11 protein-coding genes and 1 tRNA gene are annotated in these 17,931 nt (G+C 68.5%); 8 read left to right on the forward strand and 4 right to left on the reverse strand.

Features of this window, described 5'->3' with window-relative positions; translation table 11 throughout:
• The first annotated feature begins 18 nt into the window (after nt 1–18).
• The 3 genes from ACFWV3_RS39795 (at nt 19) to ACFWV3_RS39805 (ending at nt 3,301) form a co-directional block, all read left to right on the forward strand.
• Complete coding sequence (locus tag ACFWV3_RS39795; protein WP_382419114.1) at nt 19–1,662, forward strand: bifunctional 3'-5' exonuclease/DNA polymerase; 1,644 nt, start codon at nt 19–21, stop codon at nt 1,660–1,662.
• Between the two features lie 133 nt (nt 1,663–1,795).
• Nucleotides 1,796–3,172 carry a carbohydrate-binding protein gene (locus ACFWV3_RS39800; RefSeq protein ID WP_382419115.1) on the forward strand — a complete coding sequence of 459 codons (1,377 nt, stop codon included), beginning with the start codon at nt 1,796–1,798 and terminating at the stop codon, nt 3,170–3,172.
• 54 nt (nt 3,173–3,226) lie between these two features.
• A tRNA-Val gene (locus ACFWV3_RS39805) sits at nt 3,227–3,301 on the forward strand.
• A 322-nt stretch (nt 3,302–3,623) separates the two neighbouring features.
• Here ACFWV3_RS39805 and ACFWV3_RS39810 read toward each other — a convergent pair.
• Genes ACFWV3_RS39810 through ACFWV3_RS39820 form a run of 3 tightly spaced genes read right to left on the reverse strand, consistent with a single transcriptional unit; the run spans nt 3,624 to nt 9,809 of the window.
• Entirely contained in the window at nt 3,624–6,455 is a 2,832-nt protein-coding gene (locus ACFWV3_RS39810) for a DEAD/DEAH box helicase (protein ID WP_382419116.1), read from the reverse strand.
• Nucleotides 6,427–7,749: an ATP-binding protein gene (locus ACFWV3_RS39815; RefSeq protein WP_382419117.1), complete on the reverse strand. Its 1,323-nt coding sequence runs from the start codon at nt 7,747–7,749 to the stop codon at nt 6,427–6,429. Before ACFWV3_RS39815 ends, ACFWV3_RS39810 begins: the two co-directional genes overlap by 29 nt.
• Nucleotides 7,746–9,809: a TerB N-terminal domain-containing protein gene (locus ACFWV3_RS39820; RefSeq protein WP_382419118.1), complete on the reverse strand. Its 2,064-nt coding sequence runs from the start codon at nt 9,807–9,809 to the stop codon at nt 7,746–7,748. The genes ACFWV3_RS39815 and ACFWV3_RS39820 overlap by 4 nt, the downstream gene beginning before the upstream one ends.
• A 506-nt stretch (nt 9,810–10,315) precedes the next feature.
• Between ACFWV3_RS39820 and ACFWV3_RS39825 the strand changes: the two genes are divergently transcribed.
• The 3 genes from ACFWV3_RS39825 to ACFWV3_RS39835 all read left to right on the forward strand — a co-directional run bounded on the left by ACFWV3_RS39825 (nt 10,316) and on the right by ACFWV3_RS39835 (nt 15,977).
• Nucleotides 10,316–11,548 (forward strand): exonuclease SbcCD subunit D, encoded by a 1,233-nt coding sequence (locus ACFWV3_RS39825; protein ID WP_382419119.1) that lies wholly within the window; start codon nt 10,316–10,318, stop codon nt 11,546–11,548.
• A complete protein-coding gene (locus ACFWV3_RS39830; protein WP_382419120.1) occupies nt 11,548–15,201 on the forward strand; it encodes a histone-like nucleoid-structuring protein Lsr2 in 3,654 nt (1,217 codons plus the stop codon). Before ACFWV3_RS39825 ends, ACFWV3_RS39830 begins: the two co-directional genes overlap by 1 nt.
• A gap of 125 nt (nt 15,202–15,326) precedes the next feature.
• Complete coding sequence (locus ACFWV3_RS39835) at nt 15,327–15,977, forward strand: DUF6597 domain-containing transcriptional factor (protein ID WP_382419121.1); 651 nt, start codon at nt 15,327–15,329, stop codon at nt 15,975–15,977.
• Here ACFWV3_RS39835 and ACFWV3_RS39840 read toward each other — a convergent pair.
• Nucleotides 15,959–16,786, reverse strand: coding sequence for a hypothetical protein (locus ACFWV3_RS39840; RefSeq protein WP_382419122.1), 828 nt, complete (start codon nt 16,784–16,786; stop codon nt 15,959–15,961). The genes ACFWV3_RS39835 and ACFWV3_RS39840 overlap by 19 nt on opposite strands.
• 147 nt (nt 16,787–16,933) lie before the next feature.
• On the opposite strand from ACFWV3_RS39840, the gene ACFWV3_RS39845 reads away from it, so the two are divergent.
• Nucleotides 16,934–17,341 carry a hypothetical protein gene (locus ACFWV3_RS39845; RefSeq protein ID WP_382419123.1) on the forward strand — a complete coding sequence of 136 codons (408 nt, stop codon included), beginning with the start codon at nt 16,934–16,936 and terminating at the stop codon, nt 17,339–17,341.
• A gap of 16 nt (nt 17,342–17,357) precedes the next feature.
• Nucleotides 17,358–17,930, forward strand: a complete 573-nt coding sequence (locus ACFWV3_RS39850) for a DUF3558 domain-containing protein (RefSeq protein ID WP_382419124.1) — start codon at nt 17,358–17,360, stop codon at nt 17,928–17,930.
• The last annotated feature ends 1 nt before the right edge of the window (nt 17,931 follow it).

A 17,931-nucleotide genomic window follows, 5' to 3' on the forward strand; every position in this document is an offset into this window, starting at 1 on the left:
GTCGGCACAATCAGGGGTGTGCTGGTCGCCCTCGTCCCGGAAGCGGACGGTGCGGGCCGGTGGCAGAAGCTGCACGACGACGGGACGCCGGCGGGTCCCGCGATGGCGGCGGCGTCGCTGGCCCCCGCCGTCGCGTCGCTGGAACGCGCCCACCGGCCCCGCTGGGTGTGGGCGGACACGTCCGAGACCTACCCGCTGCTGCTCGCGGCCGGCGTGCGGGTCGACCGGTGCTGGGACCTGCTGCTGACCGAGTCGCTGCTGCTCGGCGCGGAGGGCGGGCACCGCGAACCGCGCGAGCTGGCGGGGGCGGTGGCCCGGTCGCTGGGACTGCCCGCGCCGGCGGACCTGGGGCATCGCAAGAAGGACGTCGAGCTGACGTTGTTCGAGCCGGAGCCGGTGGTGCTGCCGGGCGACACCGACGAGCTGGCGGCGTTGTCGCTGGTGTTCCGGGCGCAGCAACGCAACCCGGCGCTGGGCCTGCTGATCGCGGCGGAGTCGGCGTCGGCGCTGGTGGCCGCGGAGATGACGCACCACGGGCTGCCGTGGCGCGAGGAGGTGCACCTGCAGATCCTGGAGGAGGTCCTCGGACCGCGGCCGGCTCCGGGGGCGCGGCCGAAGTTGTTGCAGGACCTGGCGGACCAGATCCAGGAGGCTCTCGGCGGGCGCGAGATGAACCCGGACGCGCCGGCGAGCATCGTGCGGGCGTTCGCGCGGGCGGGGATCGACGTCCCGTCCGCTCGCCGGTGGGTGCTGAAGAAGGTGGACCACCCGGCCGTCGCGCCGTTGCTGGACTACAAGGAGCGCGCCCGGTTGTGGGTGGCGCACGGCTGGTCGTGGCTCGACACGTGGGTCGCGGATGGACGGTTCCGGCCGGACTACGTGGTGGGAGGCGTGGTTTCGGGCCGGTGGGCGTCGCGCGGTGGTGCGGCGTTGCAGATCCCGAGGTCGCTGCGCCGCGCCGTCGTGGCGGACGAGGGCTGGTGCCTCGTGGCGGCCGACGCGTCCCAGCTGGAACCGCGGATTCTCGCTGCCCTGTCAGGAGATGAGCGGCTGATGGAGGTCTGCGGCGACGACGACCTGTACGCCGCGCTGGCGCAGGACTCGTTCAAAGGGGAGCGTCCACGCGCGAAGATCGCGATGCTGTCGGCGATGTACGGCGGCACGTCGGGCGAGGCGGGCCCGCTGCTCGCGGTGCTGCGCAAGAGGTTCCCCGTCGCCGTCGGGTACGTCGAGGCGGCGGCGCTGGCCGGTGAGCAAGGGCGGATGGTGCGCACGCGGCTGGGCCGCACCTCGCCCACCCCGTCCGCGGCCTGGCAGGAGCTGACCGGGGGCGCGGACGACTCGGGGGACGTGTCGCGGTCGTCGCGGCAGGCGGCGCGCAACTGGGGCCGGTTCACGCGCAACTTCGTCGTGCAGGGCAGCGCGGCGGACTGGACGGCGGCGTTGCTGGGCGTGCTGCGCACCCGGTTGCCCGCGGACGCGCACTTGGTTTTCTTCCAACACGACGAGGTGTTGGTGCACTGCTCCCGTGCGGACGCCGACGCCGTGATCGAGGCGATCGCCGTGGCCGGGCGGGAGGCGACGCGGTTGCTGTTCGGCGAGACGCCGGTGCGGTTCCCGATGAACGCCGTGCCCGTGGAGTGCTACGCCGACGCCAAGTAGCCCTGAGCAGTCCGAACGGGACGATCCACGCGCATGACCGCTGGGAGGCGTTCGTCCGAACGGGCGCTTGTTCTTGCACCGTGAGAGCGCTCTCATAAATGGACTGCACCCGTGACAAGGAGGTCACTCGCGCATGAAGCAACGCCGCCGCGTCCTCGCGGCCACGACAGCTCTTCTTGCCGCGGTCCCCCTGGCGATCGCCGCCATGTCCGCCAACGCCTCGATCCCACCCCCTGCATCGGGATGGACGCAGGTGTGGGGTGACGACTTCACCGGCTCGAACGGATCACTGCCGTCGAGCGCCAACTGGATCATCGACACCGGCCACAACTACCCCGGCGGCCCCGCCAACTGGGGCACCGGTGAGATCCAGAACTACACGAACAGCACCAGCAACCTGAAGCTCGACGGCAACGGCAACCTGCGCATCACGGCGCTCAAGGACGGCTCCGGCAACTGGACGTCCGCGCGCATCGAGACCCAGCGCTCCAACTTCAAGCCGCCGTCCGGTGGCAAGCTCGCCATCGAGAGCCGGATCCAGATGCCGAACGTGACGGGCGAGGCCGCCCTGGGCTACTGGCCCGCGTTCTGGACCCTCGGCGCGCCGTACCGCGGCAACTACTGGAACTGGCCGGGCATCGGCGAGTTCGACATCATGGAGAACGTCAACGGCATCAACTCCGTCTGGGGCGTCCTGCACTGCGACGTCGCACCAGGCGGTGCCTGCGGCGAGTTCACCGGCATCGGCAACTCGCGGGCGTGCCCCGGCTCGTCCTGCCAGTCCGCCTTCCACACGTACCGCTTCGAGTGGGACGACGCGGCGAAGACGTTCACGTGGTTCGTGGACGGCCAGTCGTTCCACCAGGTCACGCAGGCCCGAGTGGGTGCGGGCGTGTGGAACCAGATGACGTCGCACGCGGGGCACTTCATCCTGCTCAACCTCGCGATGGGCGGCGCGTTCCCGAACGCGCTGAACAACAACCAGCCGACCCCTGTCGCGGCCACCCAGTCCGGACACTCGATGGTCGTGGACTACGTGGCCGTCTACTCGGCTGGCGGAGGCACCAACCCGACGACCACGACCACGACGTCGAACCCCGGTGGCGGGGGTTCCGCGTACAGCGAGCTGCAGGCGGAGAACGCCTCGGAGCGCTCGGGTGGGTCCGTGGGCTCGGGTGACGGCGGCTCCGGTGTGAACCAGATCGCGAACGGCGGGTACCTGAAGTTCTCCGGCGTCAACTTCGGCTCGGGCCCGGCGCGGCAGTTCTACGCCCGCGCGGCCTCCGGTGCCGGCAGTGGCGTGAGCGGCTTGGTCGAGGTGCGGCTCGACTCGCGCACCGCGACCCCGGTGGGCTCGATCGCGGTCGGCAACACCGGTGGCTGGGACTCGTGGAGAACCATTCCCGCGAACATCTCGGACGTCACCGGCACGCACGACGTCTACATCACCTTCACGAGCGGGCAGCCTTCGCCGTACGTGAGCGTGAACTGGGTGAAGTTCGGAACCTGACCCCGTGTGAACGTCGGGGTGTGTTCGTCCGCTAGAATCTCGTCCAGAACGCACGGACGATTAGCTCAGCGGGAGAGCACTACCTTGACACGGTAGGGGTCACAGGTTCAATCCCTGTATCGTCCACCACCGGAGGCCCGCTCCACCATGACCCTCAGAGGTCAGGCAGAGCGGGCCTTTCGTGTTTCCGTCCTGAAGAAGGCAGGGATTGCGGAGGCTCGCAGCAAGAGCAAGTCGCGGACCCGAGTTCAGTCAGGTCACCACAACCACGCACAGAATCGATCGCCGCCGTCAGACGCAACAGCGACGACACACCATTACATACCGCTCGAACGACCGGTGTTCACCCCTGGCTTGGGGTGAACACCCCCGAGGCACTGTCCACCTGAGCCCGTCGCCACGCTCGATCGGCGTCGCGCACACCGAGCACGCCGGCTCGACAACCGACGGGCTACGAGCTGTGATTCAGTCCAAAGACGAGCTCTCGCACGTCGTGTGGCGCATGGGTCAAATAATGGCGCAACAGGTCGGCGGTCGCCTTGGCATCGGTGAGCGCGCGATGGGCTGCGCCATGGATGCCGGGCACACCGGCCGCCGCCAAGCAATCCGGCAATTTGCGGCGCCCAGTCTGGTGGATGTGGGTGTCGAGCTTCATCGTGCACAACGACCCATGAGGGGTGAACGGGTGACTGGCGCGGGCGAACTCCGCGTGCAGGAAGCTCAGGTCGAACGAAGCGTTGTGGGCCACGACGACGGCACCATCCAGGTGGGTGGCGAGGGTGGGAGCCACATCGGCGAATGCCGGAGCATCGGCCACATCGTCCTCGGTGATGCCGTGGACATCGGTCGCCGCGAGTGGGCGACGGGGATTGACCAGTGAACTCCACTCGCCAAGAACAGTCCCGTCCGGGGCGATGCGGACGACCGCGACCTCGATGATCCGGTCGTGTCCCTTGGCGACGAAGCCGGTGGTCTCCACGTCCACGACCGCGTACGCCGTCGGGACGGTGACGAGGGCCAGCGGGGCGTGACGGGTTCCGGTGATGATGTCCACGTCGTACTCGGGCAGTCGGTCGACCAGGTCCACGAGGGCGGAGCGAGTTCCTGCCATGTCGAGGTAACCGGCGGCATAAGCGCGGGTGCGCAGAGACTTGCCGAGGTGGACGTCATGCTTCTCGACCGCAGTGTCGGGCAACGCGGCGGCGATGTCCTCAGCGGTGGTGTCGTCCTCCAGCAGCAACTGCTGGACGATCACGCGCAGTTGCGCCGGCGTGCACTTGGGCACGGTGAAGGCGACACCGTCCCGGGCAGCCTTCACACCGGTTCGGGTAAGCCAGGCGGCAAGGGTGTTGAGGATGCGGTCGCCGCGCCAGGGGAACACGATCGTGTCGTCACCTCTGGCGAGGGCACCGTTCCGAGCGAGGTCGAAGCGGCGGTAGGCCGCACGTCCCTCGTCGAGGAGGCTTTGGGCGGTAGCGTCGAGGTAGGCGGGGACGTCGTCGGACTCGTACCAGACGCGCATGCGACGGCGAACCTCGTCATGGATCTCAGCACGACCACCGGCGAACTTGGGCGCCCGTCCACCGCTGGAGGGCTCGACCTGGATCAGGGCCGCCTGGTCGTCCACGGAGACGATCTTCCAGCGCCTGCCCGCGAAGATGACGAGTGAACCGACTTCGGTCGGCGTGTTCACGTGCAGCGTGCCGAGGGTGCGGGAGCCGTGGACGAGCCGGTACTCCTGCTTCTCCGCGAACACGGCGTAGAACGAGTAGTGATCGACGATCCGCTCGCCCACCTTGCCGAGCAGGAGCAGGCCGTCGGGTTCCTGCTGGACGACCTCGGCGTGACCGAGGTCGCGCAAGAGGGATGCGAAGGTCGCCTGGTCGACGTGCGAGAACGGCCCGGCGAGGCACAACGCCCGGAACAGATCGGCCGGATGGGCTCCTTGGTGCTGTGCGATCACGGACATGACCTGCTGCACGAGGGTGGACAGGTGCAGGGAGGACGTGTCCGCGGGCTCGTACCAGCGATCGGAAAGCAAACTCATCATCGCCACGGCCTGGAACAACTCGGCACGCAATTCGTCCTGCGGCGCGATGTCCGTGGTGAGTTCCTCGGCCGTCACGTACATGCGCAACACGGCGGGTTCACCCCGTCGCCCGGCACGGCCGATGCGCTGACGCAGGCCCGCCACCGAGGGCGGCGCCCCGACCTGGGCGACTGAGGTGAGCGTGCCGATGTCGATGCCCATCTCCAGCGTGGAGGTGCACAGCACGGTGACGGGCCGGTTGCTCTTGAGCATGCTTTCGACGTGTTCTCGTACCCCTTTGGCCAGGTTGCCGTGGTGCGGGAAGAACTCGTTGGGCAGGGCGCGTTCCTCACTGCGGCGGCGTAGCCGGTCGGCGTACAGCTCGACGTCGCCGCGCCGGTCGAAGAACACGAGGTTGTTGCCGCCGCGCAAGGCGGAGAAGACGTGCTCGCTGATCCGCTCGACGGAGGTTCCCTCGCCGGACTCATCGTCGTCCTCGGCGGTGGGTGCATCGTTGACGTACCCACGGATGATGGCGCTGATGTTGCCGGCCTGGTGCGTGGCGGTCACCAGGTGGACGCTCTCACCGCGGCCTGGGCGCAGGTAACCGCGCGCCGACTGCATGTCGCCGAGTGTTGCTGACAACCCGATTCGTGGCACACGGCGGCGGGTGGCGAGCTCGACGCGGTGCAGCAGGGACTGGAGTTGAGCGCCGCGCTCCGTGCCCATGAACGAGTGCATTTCATCGATCACGACCCATCGGAGGCCGCGCAGCATCCAGCCGATCTCCATGCCGCGCAGGACGAACATGGCCTCCAGCGACTCCGGCGTGATCAGCAGGATGCCCTCGGGCTTGGTGAGGACCTTGGCCTTGGCCGACCCCGGCACATCACCATGCCACCGGTGCACCGGCAACTCGAAGCTCTCGCACATCTCGTCCAAGCGACGGTGCTGGTCGTTGATCAGTGCCTTGAGCGGTGACACGTAGAGGACCTGGATCCCGCCGTCGGCCACCTCGTCGAGCAGCGCGGAGCAGATCGGCAGGAACGCCGCCTCCGTCTTGCCCGACGCGGTGGCCGCAGAGACGATCACGTCGTCGGTGCCCCCGAGCACCAGGGGGATTGCCTGTTCCTGGGCGTCGTTCAGCTTCGGCCACCCCTGGCGGTGGATCCAGCGCTGAACCGTCTTGTGCAGGCGGAAGAACTCCGAGGTCCCTGATCGAGCGTCAGAGACGGAAGGTGGCCAGCTCATCATCCACTCTCGACTCGTCCTGCGCTGCCGGCTCCAGCGGTTCGAGGTCGGGGTTCGTCTCCACCTCGAACCGCACGCCACCGACGAGTGGCTCCCACGGCTGGCCGGGATTGTTCTCCAAAACCGACAACAGGTTCAGGAACTCGCGGATCGTGGTGCGCGGGGTGCGGAAGTAGGCGTCGCCGATGTTCTGCGAGCAGTGGTGCATGAACGCGTGCAGCGCCTCGTCGGGCACGAGGTACTGCTGCGGATCACCCGAAGCGTGCACATGACGCAACTTGGTGAGGAGGATGTAGAAGTCCTCCTGCGTGAGATTGGTGAGCCGCAGAACCGGACCTGAGTGGTCGACCAGGCCATTGGTGGCAAAAGCGTTCTCCGCCAGACGCGACTGCAACGCCTCATAGGAGTACAGGCCGCGGCGCGTGTCCATGAGGAACTCCGGCGTACCTCCGAACAGGAAGCCGACGTGGGTGCTGATGCCCTGGAGGCTGTCGTTGACGATGCGCAGGATCTGCTCGTAGTTGGCAGAACGGGCTTGCGAGGAGGTCAGCTTGTAGAGGTTGACCATTTCGTCCAGGCACACCAACAGCCCGCTGTAGCCGGCCATGCGGACGAAGCGGGACAGCAGCTTGAGCTGGTCGTAGAAATTCGCGTCGTCCACGATCGTGCGCACGCCGAGCGCGGCCCGGGCCTCGGTCTTGGTGGTGAACTCGCCGCGCAGCCAGCGCACCGCGTCGATCTTGAGTTGTTCGTTGCCGGTGTCGTGGCCGCGCCAGTACGCCTCCACCACCGTGCCGAAGTCGTAGCCGCCGACCAGCTCGGACAGCTCCTCCATGCGCTGCCGGATGACGTTCTCCGGCGACACACCCTGCTCCCGCGCGGCGGTGAGCGCTTGGGAGACGAACCGCTCGACGAGGCCCGCCAGCGCACCGCCGTCCGGCTTGGCCGAGGTAGAGGTGTTACGGGCCAGCTCCGCATAGAGGCTGCGGGCCTGGCCGCCGGTGGCGTGCAGGCGTCGGTCGGGCGCGAGGTCGGCGTGCATGGTGACGAGCCGCTTCTTCAGCGCGGCTGCCCGGATGAGGTTCAGGAAGAACGTCTTGCCCGAGCCGTACTCCCCGATGACGAAGCGGGCCGTGGAACCACCGTCGGCGACGCTGTCGAGGTCGCGCAGCAGCGACTCGACCTCGCGGGCACGCCCTACCTGGACGTGCTGCTGGCCCGAGCGGGGCACCACGCCTGCGCGCAGCGACTGGATGATCGCGTCGCGGTCGCGGGGCCGGATGCGCGTGTCGTTCATGCGAGCAGTTCTCCCATTGCGTAGTCGTTGATCACGAGCTGGTCGCCGTCGTCCTCGACGACCGGTTCGTCGGTGGCCTCAACCGCTGCTTCATTGAGCACGTCCAGCGCACCTTCGGGCAGCAGTGCGGCTTCGGCGCACAAGGCGTCGAAATCCGCACGGCTCCAGGACGGGTGGACAGCCAGCTTTCGCAGCAAAGTCGAGTGGGCCGCGTCGAGTGGACCGACGAGATCCACCGCGGCGACCGACGCGGGTGGCTGTGGTGCCGGCTCGTCCGGCTCGTCGTTGAAGACGTCGGCGAGCAGGGCCGCCACAGCTGCACTCTCCCGCATCTTGGCCTCCACCAGGGCGGGATCGAGACGGACAACTCCGACGGACAACTCGGGATTTGGCGGTGGCGGGATGAGGTAGCCGGTCGGGCCGGTGTCCGCGGGCACGACGACCACCGGTTCGGTGGCGGGTGCGGGGCGGGACGATGTGGCGGTGAGGGCGTGCAGTTCGGTGTACACCGAGTCCGGGTCCTGCCCCAGCAACTTGTAGATCTTGCGCAGGGTGTCGACCTCGCCGGGCGAAACGACTCCGTCCGCAGCCGCGATGGCAGTGGCGAACTCGGCGACGTGGGTCCGCTGGGCACCGGTCAGGGCACTCAGGCGCTTGGTGAGCCCGGTCAGCTTCAGCTTCGAGGCCAGCAGCCAGTCCAGGTGCGCGGTCAGCCTGGCCCGTTCCCCCGGCGTCAGGTGCAGGCTCGACTCCAGGTGCGAGATCAGGTGATCCCGTTCGGCGGCGGACACGTCGTCGTCGGCCGCCGAGACGACCGCTGCGAGGTGCAACAACGTCGTGGCGGCGGTGTACTCGGGTGTCGCGGTCGCCGGTTGTGCGGCGGTGACCCGGAACAGCACAGCCGGTCCCGCGCTGTGCACGGAGGCGCCCATGCGCACATCGGGCTCGATGCCGACGCCGAGCTTGTCCAGTAGCTGTGCCAAGCCGACCGAGTCTGCCTTCGCGAACTTGCCGGGGGTGCGGGCCGGCCAGAGCGAGGTCAGGTCGGCCAGCTCGAACCGTGCCTGCCGCACGTCCTCTGGAAGGGTTCGGCCGACCAGGTCCCGCACCGGACGCAGACCGTCGAGGTCGCCGGTGAACAGCTCGTCCGGCAGCAGAGCCAGCGCGGGCAGCGTTCCGGCCGCCTCGGGTTGACGGCCGACCAGGCGGCTGTAGGCGTCGAGGTCGTCGGTGCACGACTCGACCAGCGCCTTGAGAGCCTTCGTCGGCACGGCGGCGGTGAGCACGTCAGGCACGTCCAGCCGCCAGGTCGTCGTGTGGAGCCCGCCACTGGCGGGGTGGTAGGAGAGGTTCACCCGGCCTTTGAGGGGCCGGACCTTCATGCCGTCGGCGTAGCGCGCTTGGTAGCGAACGGCGAACAGCGTGCGGAACTCGTCGGGACACCGGGTCGCGGGCGTTCGCGGGTAGATCTCGGGGTGGAGCATGGCCCATGACCAGGCCCAGTCGACGGGCACCGGACGTCCCTCCGCGGCGAGGCGGCCGATACCGAGGCTCAGCGTGAGCGGCGGAGACCACCTGTCGTGCTCGGACGGATAGGGCGCGGGGCCTACTCCCCTGGTGATGAGGGCGCACAGGACCTGCTGGAACTCGGTCGCGTACTGGCGGAACGACGAGTTATCGCCGTATACGCTCAGCAGGCGGACGACCTCCCCGAGGATGCGCGGCAGGTCGGCTTGCGCGGCCGGGTCCTGCTGCGCGTCGACGAGCGCCCGTCGCTCCAGGCCATAGAAGTAGAGGAACACATAGCCGATGTAGGCGTCCGGAGCCCACCGTCCGCCCTCCAGCCACAGCAGGTACGCGGCCCTGCTCCGCGGCGTGATCGAGTGGTAGGCGGGCCAGTAGTCCATGTCCTGGCCGGTGAAGTCGGGCCTGCGCCAGTCGATCGGCAGCGTCGGGTCGACGACCTCGACGCTGCGGCGTGCCGCCGCCTCACCGCGAGGCAGCTTCCCGAGGTAGATCATCCCACCGGGCAACGACCGGCCCGCCACCGTCGTGGTCATGCCGGGCGGCACCCACGCAGGAGCGGAACCCACGGGTTCCTGCGGTGCGGCAGGCCGTGGAGGCGGTGCCGGGGCCGCCAGCGGTGAGCGAGTCGTGAAGATCGGCGGTGGTGCCGACGGCGCGTACTGCGGTGCAGGTGGCGGGGCCGCGATCACGGTAGCTCCGCCTCCGAGCCTCTGACGCAGCCGGTCGAACAGCCCCACGCGGTCTCCTCGGGTCTGCGCCGTCCGGGTAAGGACGAACTCTCGAAAACGGTGACAGCGGCTACGTCGTGTCAGTTCCATGTGGCGTTAGCGCCCAAACGGGTGAATTACGACCGTGGTACTTCTGCCTTGTCGCAGTACTTGGCGGATACGCGAGGATTAATCACAAACCTGGCGGGCGCCGTGTGTAGCGCCACCGCGCACGACTGCGATGTGCGGGCCATGATGCTCTTGCGTGATCATCTTTCGGCGCCGTCAGCCGTGGTTCGCCCGCTTCACCGGAGTGCCCAGCGGTGACCGGGGTGCGGATCGTGCACGCGGCCGACATCCATCTCGACAGCCCGCTTCGCGGGCTCAGCAGGTTCGCCGACGACGACCTCGCCCAGCACCTGCGGTTGGCATCACGACGCGCCATGGAAAACCTGGTGAAGCTGGTCATCGCCAAGGACGCCCGCGCCCTCGTGCTGGCGGGGGATATCTACGACGGCGACTGGAAGGACTACGCGACGGGTCAGTTCTTCGCCAAGCAGATGGGCGTGCTGCACGACCACGGGGTGCCCGTCTTCATGGTCGCCGGCAACCACGACGCCGCAAGTGTCGTCACGAAAGCCGTTCCCCTGCCCCGAAACGTCACCGTCATGAGCACCGACGAACCGGAGCTGGCCATCGCCGAAGACTTGGGTCTGGCGGTCCACGGTCAGGGATTCGCATCAAGGGCCGTCCACGACAACCTGGTGTTGTCGTACCCCGATCGGATCGACGGCCTCGTGAACGTCGGCATCCTCCACACCGCGGTCTCGGGAGCGGAGGGCCACGCGAGTTACGCCCCGTGCTCACCGGCCGACCTGGAGCGAAAGGCGTACGAGTACTTCGCGCTGGGACACGTCCACACTCGGCGGGTCGTGAACCAGAACCACCACGTGGCAGCGTTCTCGGGCAACCTCCAAGGCAGGCACGTGAACGAAACCGGTCCGAAGGGCGCCTTGGTCGTGGACCTCGCCGTCGAGCAGAAGGCGGTTCTGTCCTTCGAACCCCTGGACGTGGCCCGCTGGGAGAACGTCCAGGTGGACGCCACCGGCCTGCGCTCGGTCGACGACGTCTACGACGCGGTGGAACGCCGTCTGGGCGAAGACCGGGCGGCGACGGGCGACCGCCCGCTGCTGGCCCGCGTCACGATCTCCGGCAACACCGTGACCGCCGGGGCGTTGAGCGACCGGATCAGGTTGACCGAGACGGTGCGGTCACTCGCGGAACGCACCGGGGTCACGGTCGAGAAAGCCGTCTCGCAGGCGCGAGCACCGCAAACCGGAAGCGGGGTCGACGACCGGTTGCTCGACGCGGTGCTCCGCCGCAGCCGGGAGTTGACCGAGGACCTCGGTCCTGTCCACGAGGTGGCGAGCTTGCCCGACCGCGACTTCGGCTCCGAACTGCGCAAGAGCGGCCTGCTCGACCTGCGCGACGACAACGTCCTGCGCAGGATCGCGAGCACGGCGCTGGAAGACCTGCTCGCCAAGATGACCTCCGAGGTGAACTGATGCGCGTCAGAACGCTCGAACTCAACCGTTACGGTGCCTTCGAGGGCAGGTCCGTCGCGTTCGGCACGGGCCTCAGCCTCGTCCTCGGCGGCAACGAGACCGGTAAGAGCACGACCCTCGACGCCCTGGCCGATCTGCTGTGGTCAATCCCGTCCAGCTCGTCGCGCAGCTTCCGCTTCAGCAGGCAGGCACTGGTGCTGCGTGCCACCCTGCTCCTGCCGGACGAGACGGAACTGATCGTCGAACGCGTCGCGAGCGGCTTGAGCGACAAGGCGACGGGCGCCGGGATCGTGGAGGTGTGGAAGGGCGACGGAGACGATCGCGCCCTCTGGAAGACCTCGTTCGGGCTGTCGCACGAAGCACTCCGGGCCGGTGGGCACGACCTGTGCCAGGCGAAGGGCGACCTCGCTTCGTTGATCTTCCAAGCCCGCAGCGGGCGCTCGGTCCACGGCATCCTCGAAGACCTGTCGGCGCGGGCCGACGCGCTTTACCGGAGCCATCGCAACAACAAGAACGTCGAGGCGCGCCGGGCACTCGCCGAGTACAAGAACGCCTTGGCAGAGGCAGACCAGGCGATGGCCCGCGCCCACAAGGTGATGGAGGTGCGGGCAGCCGTCGAACGGGCCGAAGAGGACCTCACCGCGCGCCGCACCGAGGCCAGCGAGACGAAAGCCGAGCACGACAGGTGGAGCGCGAAGCGCAGGGTTGCCGGAGAGATCCAGGACCTGGCACGTCTGCGTGCCCGCGCAGCCGAGCTGCGCGCCGCCGGTCCTTGCCTCTCGCGTGAAAATCTCGGGGCCTGGGACGAGGCGAACGAGCAACTCCGGAGGCTCGACGACAACACGGTGGATGCGGAACGACAGCGGGACGAGGTGACCGAGCAGTCGGCGGCCGTCACCGTCGAGCACGAGGTCTTGGCCGAGCAGTCCTCGATCACCCAGCTGGCCAAGGACTGCACCGCACGAGCAGAGGGCATGGCCGCAGCCGAGAACGCCCGTGCCGATGCAGACCGGCTGGACGGTGAGGCCCTGGTGCTGATGTCCGGTCTCATCGGTGCCGACGACCTGCCGGTCGAGGACGCGCTGTCTCGTTTGTGGCTCGGTGAGGACCGGTCCGCCGAGCTGGACGTCGCCGCGGCAGAGCTCGACGACGCGGACAAGGCGCTGGCCGAGGCGGAGAAGAGGCTGTCCGCCGCCCGTGACGAGGAGGCTGCCGACAGCTGCGGCCCGGCCACGACGCCTCCGGAATCCGTTGCGGCTCTGCGCGAGGCCATCGGCTCGCTGAAGGCGGAGGGTTCGGCATCGACCGCGTTCGGCGAGGCGCTGCGCACAGCGCACGAGGCGACCTCCAAGCGCGCCGATCTGCTCGCACGAGCAGGTCTCCCAGCACACACGATCATCGGCGCAATTCCGCCAGCGGGCACCGTCAAGACCAGCGGTGACCTGCTCGTCGCGTGCGAGGAGGCGGAACGGGCCGCGCGTCGCGCATCGGTGATCGCGGCACAACGTGTCGACGATCTCGAGAAGCTCCTGCGTGCAAGCGATGATCACGATGTCCCCACCCCCGCCGAGGTGGTGAACGCGCGCGCCGAGCGGGACAAGCACGTCGACGCCGTCGTGCGGGCTTGGGTGGCCGGAGTTCCCGCGTCGGACGCACCGGACCTCCCGGTGGAGGCGGAACGCGCCGTCCGGCAGGCCGATCGCGCGGTGGACCGGCTGTCCGAGCACCGGGAGGCAGTCGCGGCACGAGCAGGTCTGGTCACGCAGCTCACGGTGGCCCGGACGGAGGCGTCCTCAGCAGCAACGGCGATCGACGCGGCGGTGTCCGAGCTGGCCGAGGCGCTCCAGAGCTGGACGGCCGTATGGCAGCCGGCGGGTGTCACCGCTCCCCCGCCCGCGGAGGCGATCGCACATCGTTCGCTCCTGGTTGACGCGCTGGTGGCCGAGGGCTGTGCCGCTGCGGCGCGAGACCTGTCTGAGACCCTCCGCCCCCAGGTCGAGCAGCAGCGCGCTTACCTGTCCGAGGTGCTCACGCAAGCCGGGCGTTCCCGTCCCGGCGCCGATCCGGGCAGCCTGCTGAGGGCTGCGGAGGAGGTTCTCGCCGAGGATGCCGACGCCCGCGGGGCACGGGCCGTGGCTGACCGGATGCGAAAGCTGCGAGAGGTGGCTCAGCACGAGCGTGACCAGGCGTCGGCGATGCGCATCTCGGTCCAAGCGAAGTGGAAGAACGCCGCGAACGCGGCCGGGCTGCCCACGTCGAGTCCGGTGGGGTGGTACCGACGACGAGATGTCGTGGCGAAGGCCCGTGCCCTCCACACGGACGCGAACCGGCACCGCGAGCAAAGTCGTGTGCTCCGCGAGCACTACGAGATCTTCGCGGGAGAGCTCAGCCGAGTGTCGGCACTGCTGGGCATCGACGTGTCCGCTGATCCCGCCGAGACCACCGCTCTGCTGGCCGACCGCCTGCGGGCAGCACAGGAGGCCAGGGTGAGATCAGCCGGCTTCGAAACCCGGCTGGCCGACCTGGAGAAGGACATCGAGCGCACCGCGCGACAGCGGAGATCCGTTCTCGACGCGTTGGAGGACCTCGAACGCGTCGTGGGAACCGAGGATCTTGTTCGGGCGGCAGGACGAGGACGGCACCTGACTGATCTCGAAGTACAGATCACGACGCACACCGAGATAGTCAGGGCGGCACTGCCCGACCTCGAAGTCGAGCAGTTGGTGTCCGAACTGGTGGAGGTCGACGCCGAGTCCCTGCGCTTCGCGGCGGAATCCGCCGAACAACTCTCCGTCGCCGCCGGTGAAGCTTATGAGGAGGCGTTGTCGAACCATGCCCAGTTGGCTCAGCAGTACCACGAGCTGACCACGCGACCCGGTGCGGCCGAACTGCACGCCAAGGCCGAGGAGAAGCTGGCCACACTCGCCGAGCACGTCGAGGAGTACCTGGTCGTCGAGATCCAGAGAACCGTCCTGCGGGATGAACTGGACGCGTATGAACGAAAGCACGCCTCGCCGCTGCTCGACGCGGCGGGCCGCATCCTCGAACAGCTGACAGAGGGCAGGTACGTCGGTCTGCGACCCGTTCACGGCAAGGACGGACGATCGCTCCGGATCGTCGGAGCGGACGAACAGGCGCACGCACCCGACGAGTTGTCCGAGGGGACCGCAGACCAGGCGTTCCTCGCACTGCGGCTCGCGGGCATCGCATCGTTGCAGGAGAGCAGGGTGGCCCGCGATCTGCCCACCCTGCCGGTAGTTCTCGACGATGTGTTGATGACGTTCGACGACGCACGCGCGGCGGCGGCGATCCGGGTGATGGCCGAGTTGGCGAAGAAGTGGCAGATCATCGTGCTCAGCCACCACACACACATCCGCCAGGTGGCGGAGGGTCTGGGTCTGGCCGGCGTGACCGTGTCGGAACTGGTGGCACCGGCGGCACTGGAGCCGACGCGCGCCGCCGAGGACGTGCGTGCCGCGATCCGCGAGGGCGCGGCTTTGGACGAAGTCGCACCGGTTCACCTCGTCCGCTCCGTGCAGGCGCAGGACTTGGCGGCGGTGCGGACGTGGGCACGGCAGCGCGGGTTCCCGGTCAAGGAACGGGGCCGTGTGCCCAATGAAGTGATCAAGGCCTACGAAGCGGCGAACGCGTGAACGCGCTGTAGGCGCATCGCGATTCCAAGCGGTGTGAAGCAGCTATGACACAGTAGAGCTCTGGCCCGATCGCAGTATCGTCCATCTGACGCCGCATCCTTCGGGGTGCGGCGTCTTTTGCTTTGATGGACGTCGTGTACGCCGAACGTCCCGCTCCCGCGGGTCTGGCCTGTCTGTGGACCCGCACGGTGTCGTCTCCGACCGTGCAACGCGTCGTGCCGGACGGCTGCACGGATCTGATGTGGACTCCCGCAACCGGCGCGCTGTTCGTCGCCGGTCCGGACACGGAGGCGCAGCTCGCGTCGGTCGCCCCGGGCACGTTGTACGGCGTGCGGTTGCCGCCCGGCGCGTTCCCGTCCGTGTTCGGGGTGCCGGCGCATGCCGTGCGCGATCTGCGCGTGCCGCTGTCGGAGCTGGTGCCGTCGGTGCGGCTGGACTCGTTCTCGGAGATGGTGGCGTTCTGCGCGTCACGGGTGGTCGTGGATCCGGCACTGTCCGCGACGGCGTCGTTGCTGCGGACCGTTGACGTGTCGGAAGCGGCGTGGGAGATCGGGCTGAGCGCGCGGCAGCTGCGGCGGCGGTGCCTGGACGCGTTCGGTTATCCGCCCAAGGTGCTGCAACGCGTGCTGCGCTTCGACTCGGCGCTGCGCCTGGCGTGGGACGGCGTGCCGTTCGCGGCGGTGGCTGCTCAGGCTGGTTACGCGGACCAGGCGCACCTGGCCCGCGAGGTCCGCGCCTTGGCCGGCGTGCCGCTGGGTCAGCTGATCCGGCCGTAGCGGCGCAGCGTCAGCAACGCGTCGATCGTGGCGATCGAGCGCCATTCGAAATGGGTGATCGGCGTGAAGGCGGGGAAGTTGAAATTCCAACCACCGTCTTCCTGCTGGCCGCGTTCGAGTTCGTCGAGATCATTCTCGAGCTCCGCGTCGGTGAACCACGCGCGGGCGAGGCTGGTCGGTTTCTGCGCGTACTGGTGCAGTTCCAGTCCCTCACCCTCCGCGTAGCCCTCGGTGCTCGGCTTGAGGTGCTTGAGCTTCTGGGCGACGAGCTCGGCGCGGGCCCGGTCCGGCACCTCGTCGAGGAACATCGCCGCACCTCGGAGCTCGTACGGGTGCGTCTGACCGAGCTTCTCGATCTCCTGCCAGCAGTAGTCCGTGGCCCGGTCGAGCCAGGGGTGCGACAGCCCGAGCGCGTGCAGCGCGGCGGCGATCTGGGAGGTGATGAGCAGTCCGCCCTGGTCGTCGGCGGTGATCCAGGGCGCCTTCGGATAGGGCGCGGACGTCGAGAAGCCGAACGGCACACTGCCATCGGGGCACGTCGCATCGAGCCAGGTCAGGACCGGTTCGGCGGGTTCCGGGGCGTTGACCTCGCCGAACATCTGGAGGGCGCGCAGGGCGTGCAGCGGCTGGCTGGTGGGACCGCGGTGGTCGGGCTCCAAGGCGTACCCGTACCCGCCGTCGTCGTTGCGGAAGGCCAGCACCGCCTGCACCACGGCCTGGGCGCTGCCGCGGTCAAATGCGTGCTCGAACCAGCGTTGCTCCAGCGTGCGAGCGTTGTGCCAGATGAAGTTCCTCGCGCGTTCGATCATGCTTCGAACCTATGCCGATCGGGGTGTGTGGTCTTGAACGAATCGGCCATGTGACCTGAACAGCTCATTCGTTCGCATGATGGGGGAACCCGGGCTGTGTAAAAATCCTCTTACTGGGGTGTCGAGTTCTGAGGGGAGCTGGCTGAGATGCTGATGTTCGACGCAGTGGTGCCGGCGGTGAAGGCGGCTGGTGCGGCGGCAGGTGCCGCTGCGGGCGCTGCCGCGGGTGCTGCCGGAGGTGGCACCGCGAGGTTCAGCGTCGACCCCGACCAGGCCCAGAAGATGATCACCGGCTTGGAAGCCGCGATCGCGAGGCTGACCGATCTCGCGAAGAAGGGCGACGAGCTGACGCAGTCCGGCGCCCCCGGCCCCGACCCCTACAGCGGGTGGGCCACCCTCGAGATGCGCAAGAGCGCCGGGCCGCAGGCGGGTGGCTACATGTGGGCCAACGACGCCGCGGTCAAGGCGCTCGAGCAGACCGTCGCGAACATCAAGAAGGCTCTGGCTGAGTACCGGGGCACCGACGAAGCCGCCGAGAACGCGGTGAAGGGCTGACAAGACCTTGAAGCGCATGACCGCTCTGCTGACCGCCGTCATCGCCGTCGGCGTCCTCGCCGGTTGCTCGGACAAGACCGGGGGGAACGCCACCACGACATCGCCGACCACCGGGGAGCAGACGAGCAGCGCGCCGACGAGCGAGGGCTCGTCGTCGGGCCTCAGCATCGCCAAGTTCGTCGACAAGCCCTGCGACGTGCTCACCACCGCCCAGGTGGCGAAGCTCGGCGGCGTGGGCGCCCCGAAGCCGGGCACCAGCACCCTGGGCGTGACCTGCGAGTGGCCCGGCAAGGTTCCCACGGAGAACTCCTCGTACACGGTCTACGTGACCAAGGATAAGGACGTCGAGGGCATGGTGAGCGCCGTGAAGGCCCAGCCGATCTTCACCGACAAGAAGATCGGTGACGTGCGCGTGGTCGTCAACGACTCCACCGACGGAACCCTGCACTGCAGGGCGATCATCGAGGTCACCAAGACCGACTCGGCCACCGTGGACGTGCGGGTCGCCGCCGCCGAACGAGCGAGCAAGCCCGCGTGCACCGAGGTCGAGTCGGTCGCGAAGATGGTCATCGAGACACTGAAGGGATAGC

This window comes from Lentzea sp. NPDC059081 (genome assembly GCF_042738015.1).
In the GTDB taxonomy this organism is placed as follows: Bacteria; Actinomycetota; Actinomycetes; order Mycobacteriales; family Pseudonocardiaceae; genus Lentzea.

What these genes read in the sequence shown, in the direction of transcription:
- ACFWV3_RS39800 (WP_382419115.1), top strand. Translation starts at nt 1,796, where the DNA reads ATGAAGCAACGCCGCCGCGTCCTCGCGGCCACGACAGCTCTTCTTGCC.
- ACFWV3_RS39810 (WP_382419116.1), bottom strand. Translation starts at nt 6,455, where the DNA reads ATGATGAGCTGGCCACCTTCCGTCTCTGACGCTCGATCAGGGACCTCG.
- ACFWV3_RS39815 (WP_382419117.1), bottom strand. Translation starts at nt 7,749, where the DNA reads ATGAACGACACGCGCATCCGGCCCCGCGACCGCGACGCGATCATCCAG.
- ACFWV3_RS39820 (WP_382419118.1), bottom strand. Translation starts at nt 9,809, where the DNA reads ATGACCACGACGGTGGCGGGCCGGTCGTTGCCCGGTGGGATGATCTAC.
- ACFWV3_RS39830 (WP_382419120.1), top strand. Translation starts at nt 11,548, where the DNA reads ATGCGCGTCAGAACGCTCGAACTCAACCGTTACGGTGCCTTCGAGGGC.
- ACFWV3_RS39835 (WP_382419121.1), top strand. Translation starts at nt 15,327, where the DNA reads ATGGACGTCGTGTACGCCGAACGTCCCGCTCCCGCGGGTCTGGCCTGT.
- ACFWV3_RS39840 (WP_382419122.1), bottom strand. Translation starts at nt 16,786, where the DNA reads ATGATCGAACGCGCGAGGAACTTCATCTGGCACAACGCTCGCACGCTG.
- ACFWV3_RS39845 (WP_382419123.1), top strand. Translation starts at nt 16,934, where the DNA reads ATGCTGATGTTCGACGCAGTGGTGCCGGCGGTGAAGGCGGCTGGTGCG.
- ACFWV3_RS39850 (WP_382419124.1), top strand. Translation starts at nt 17,358, where the DNA reads ATGACCGCTCTGCTGACCGCCGTCATCGCCGTCGGCGTCCTCGCCGGT.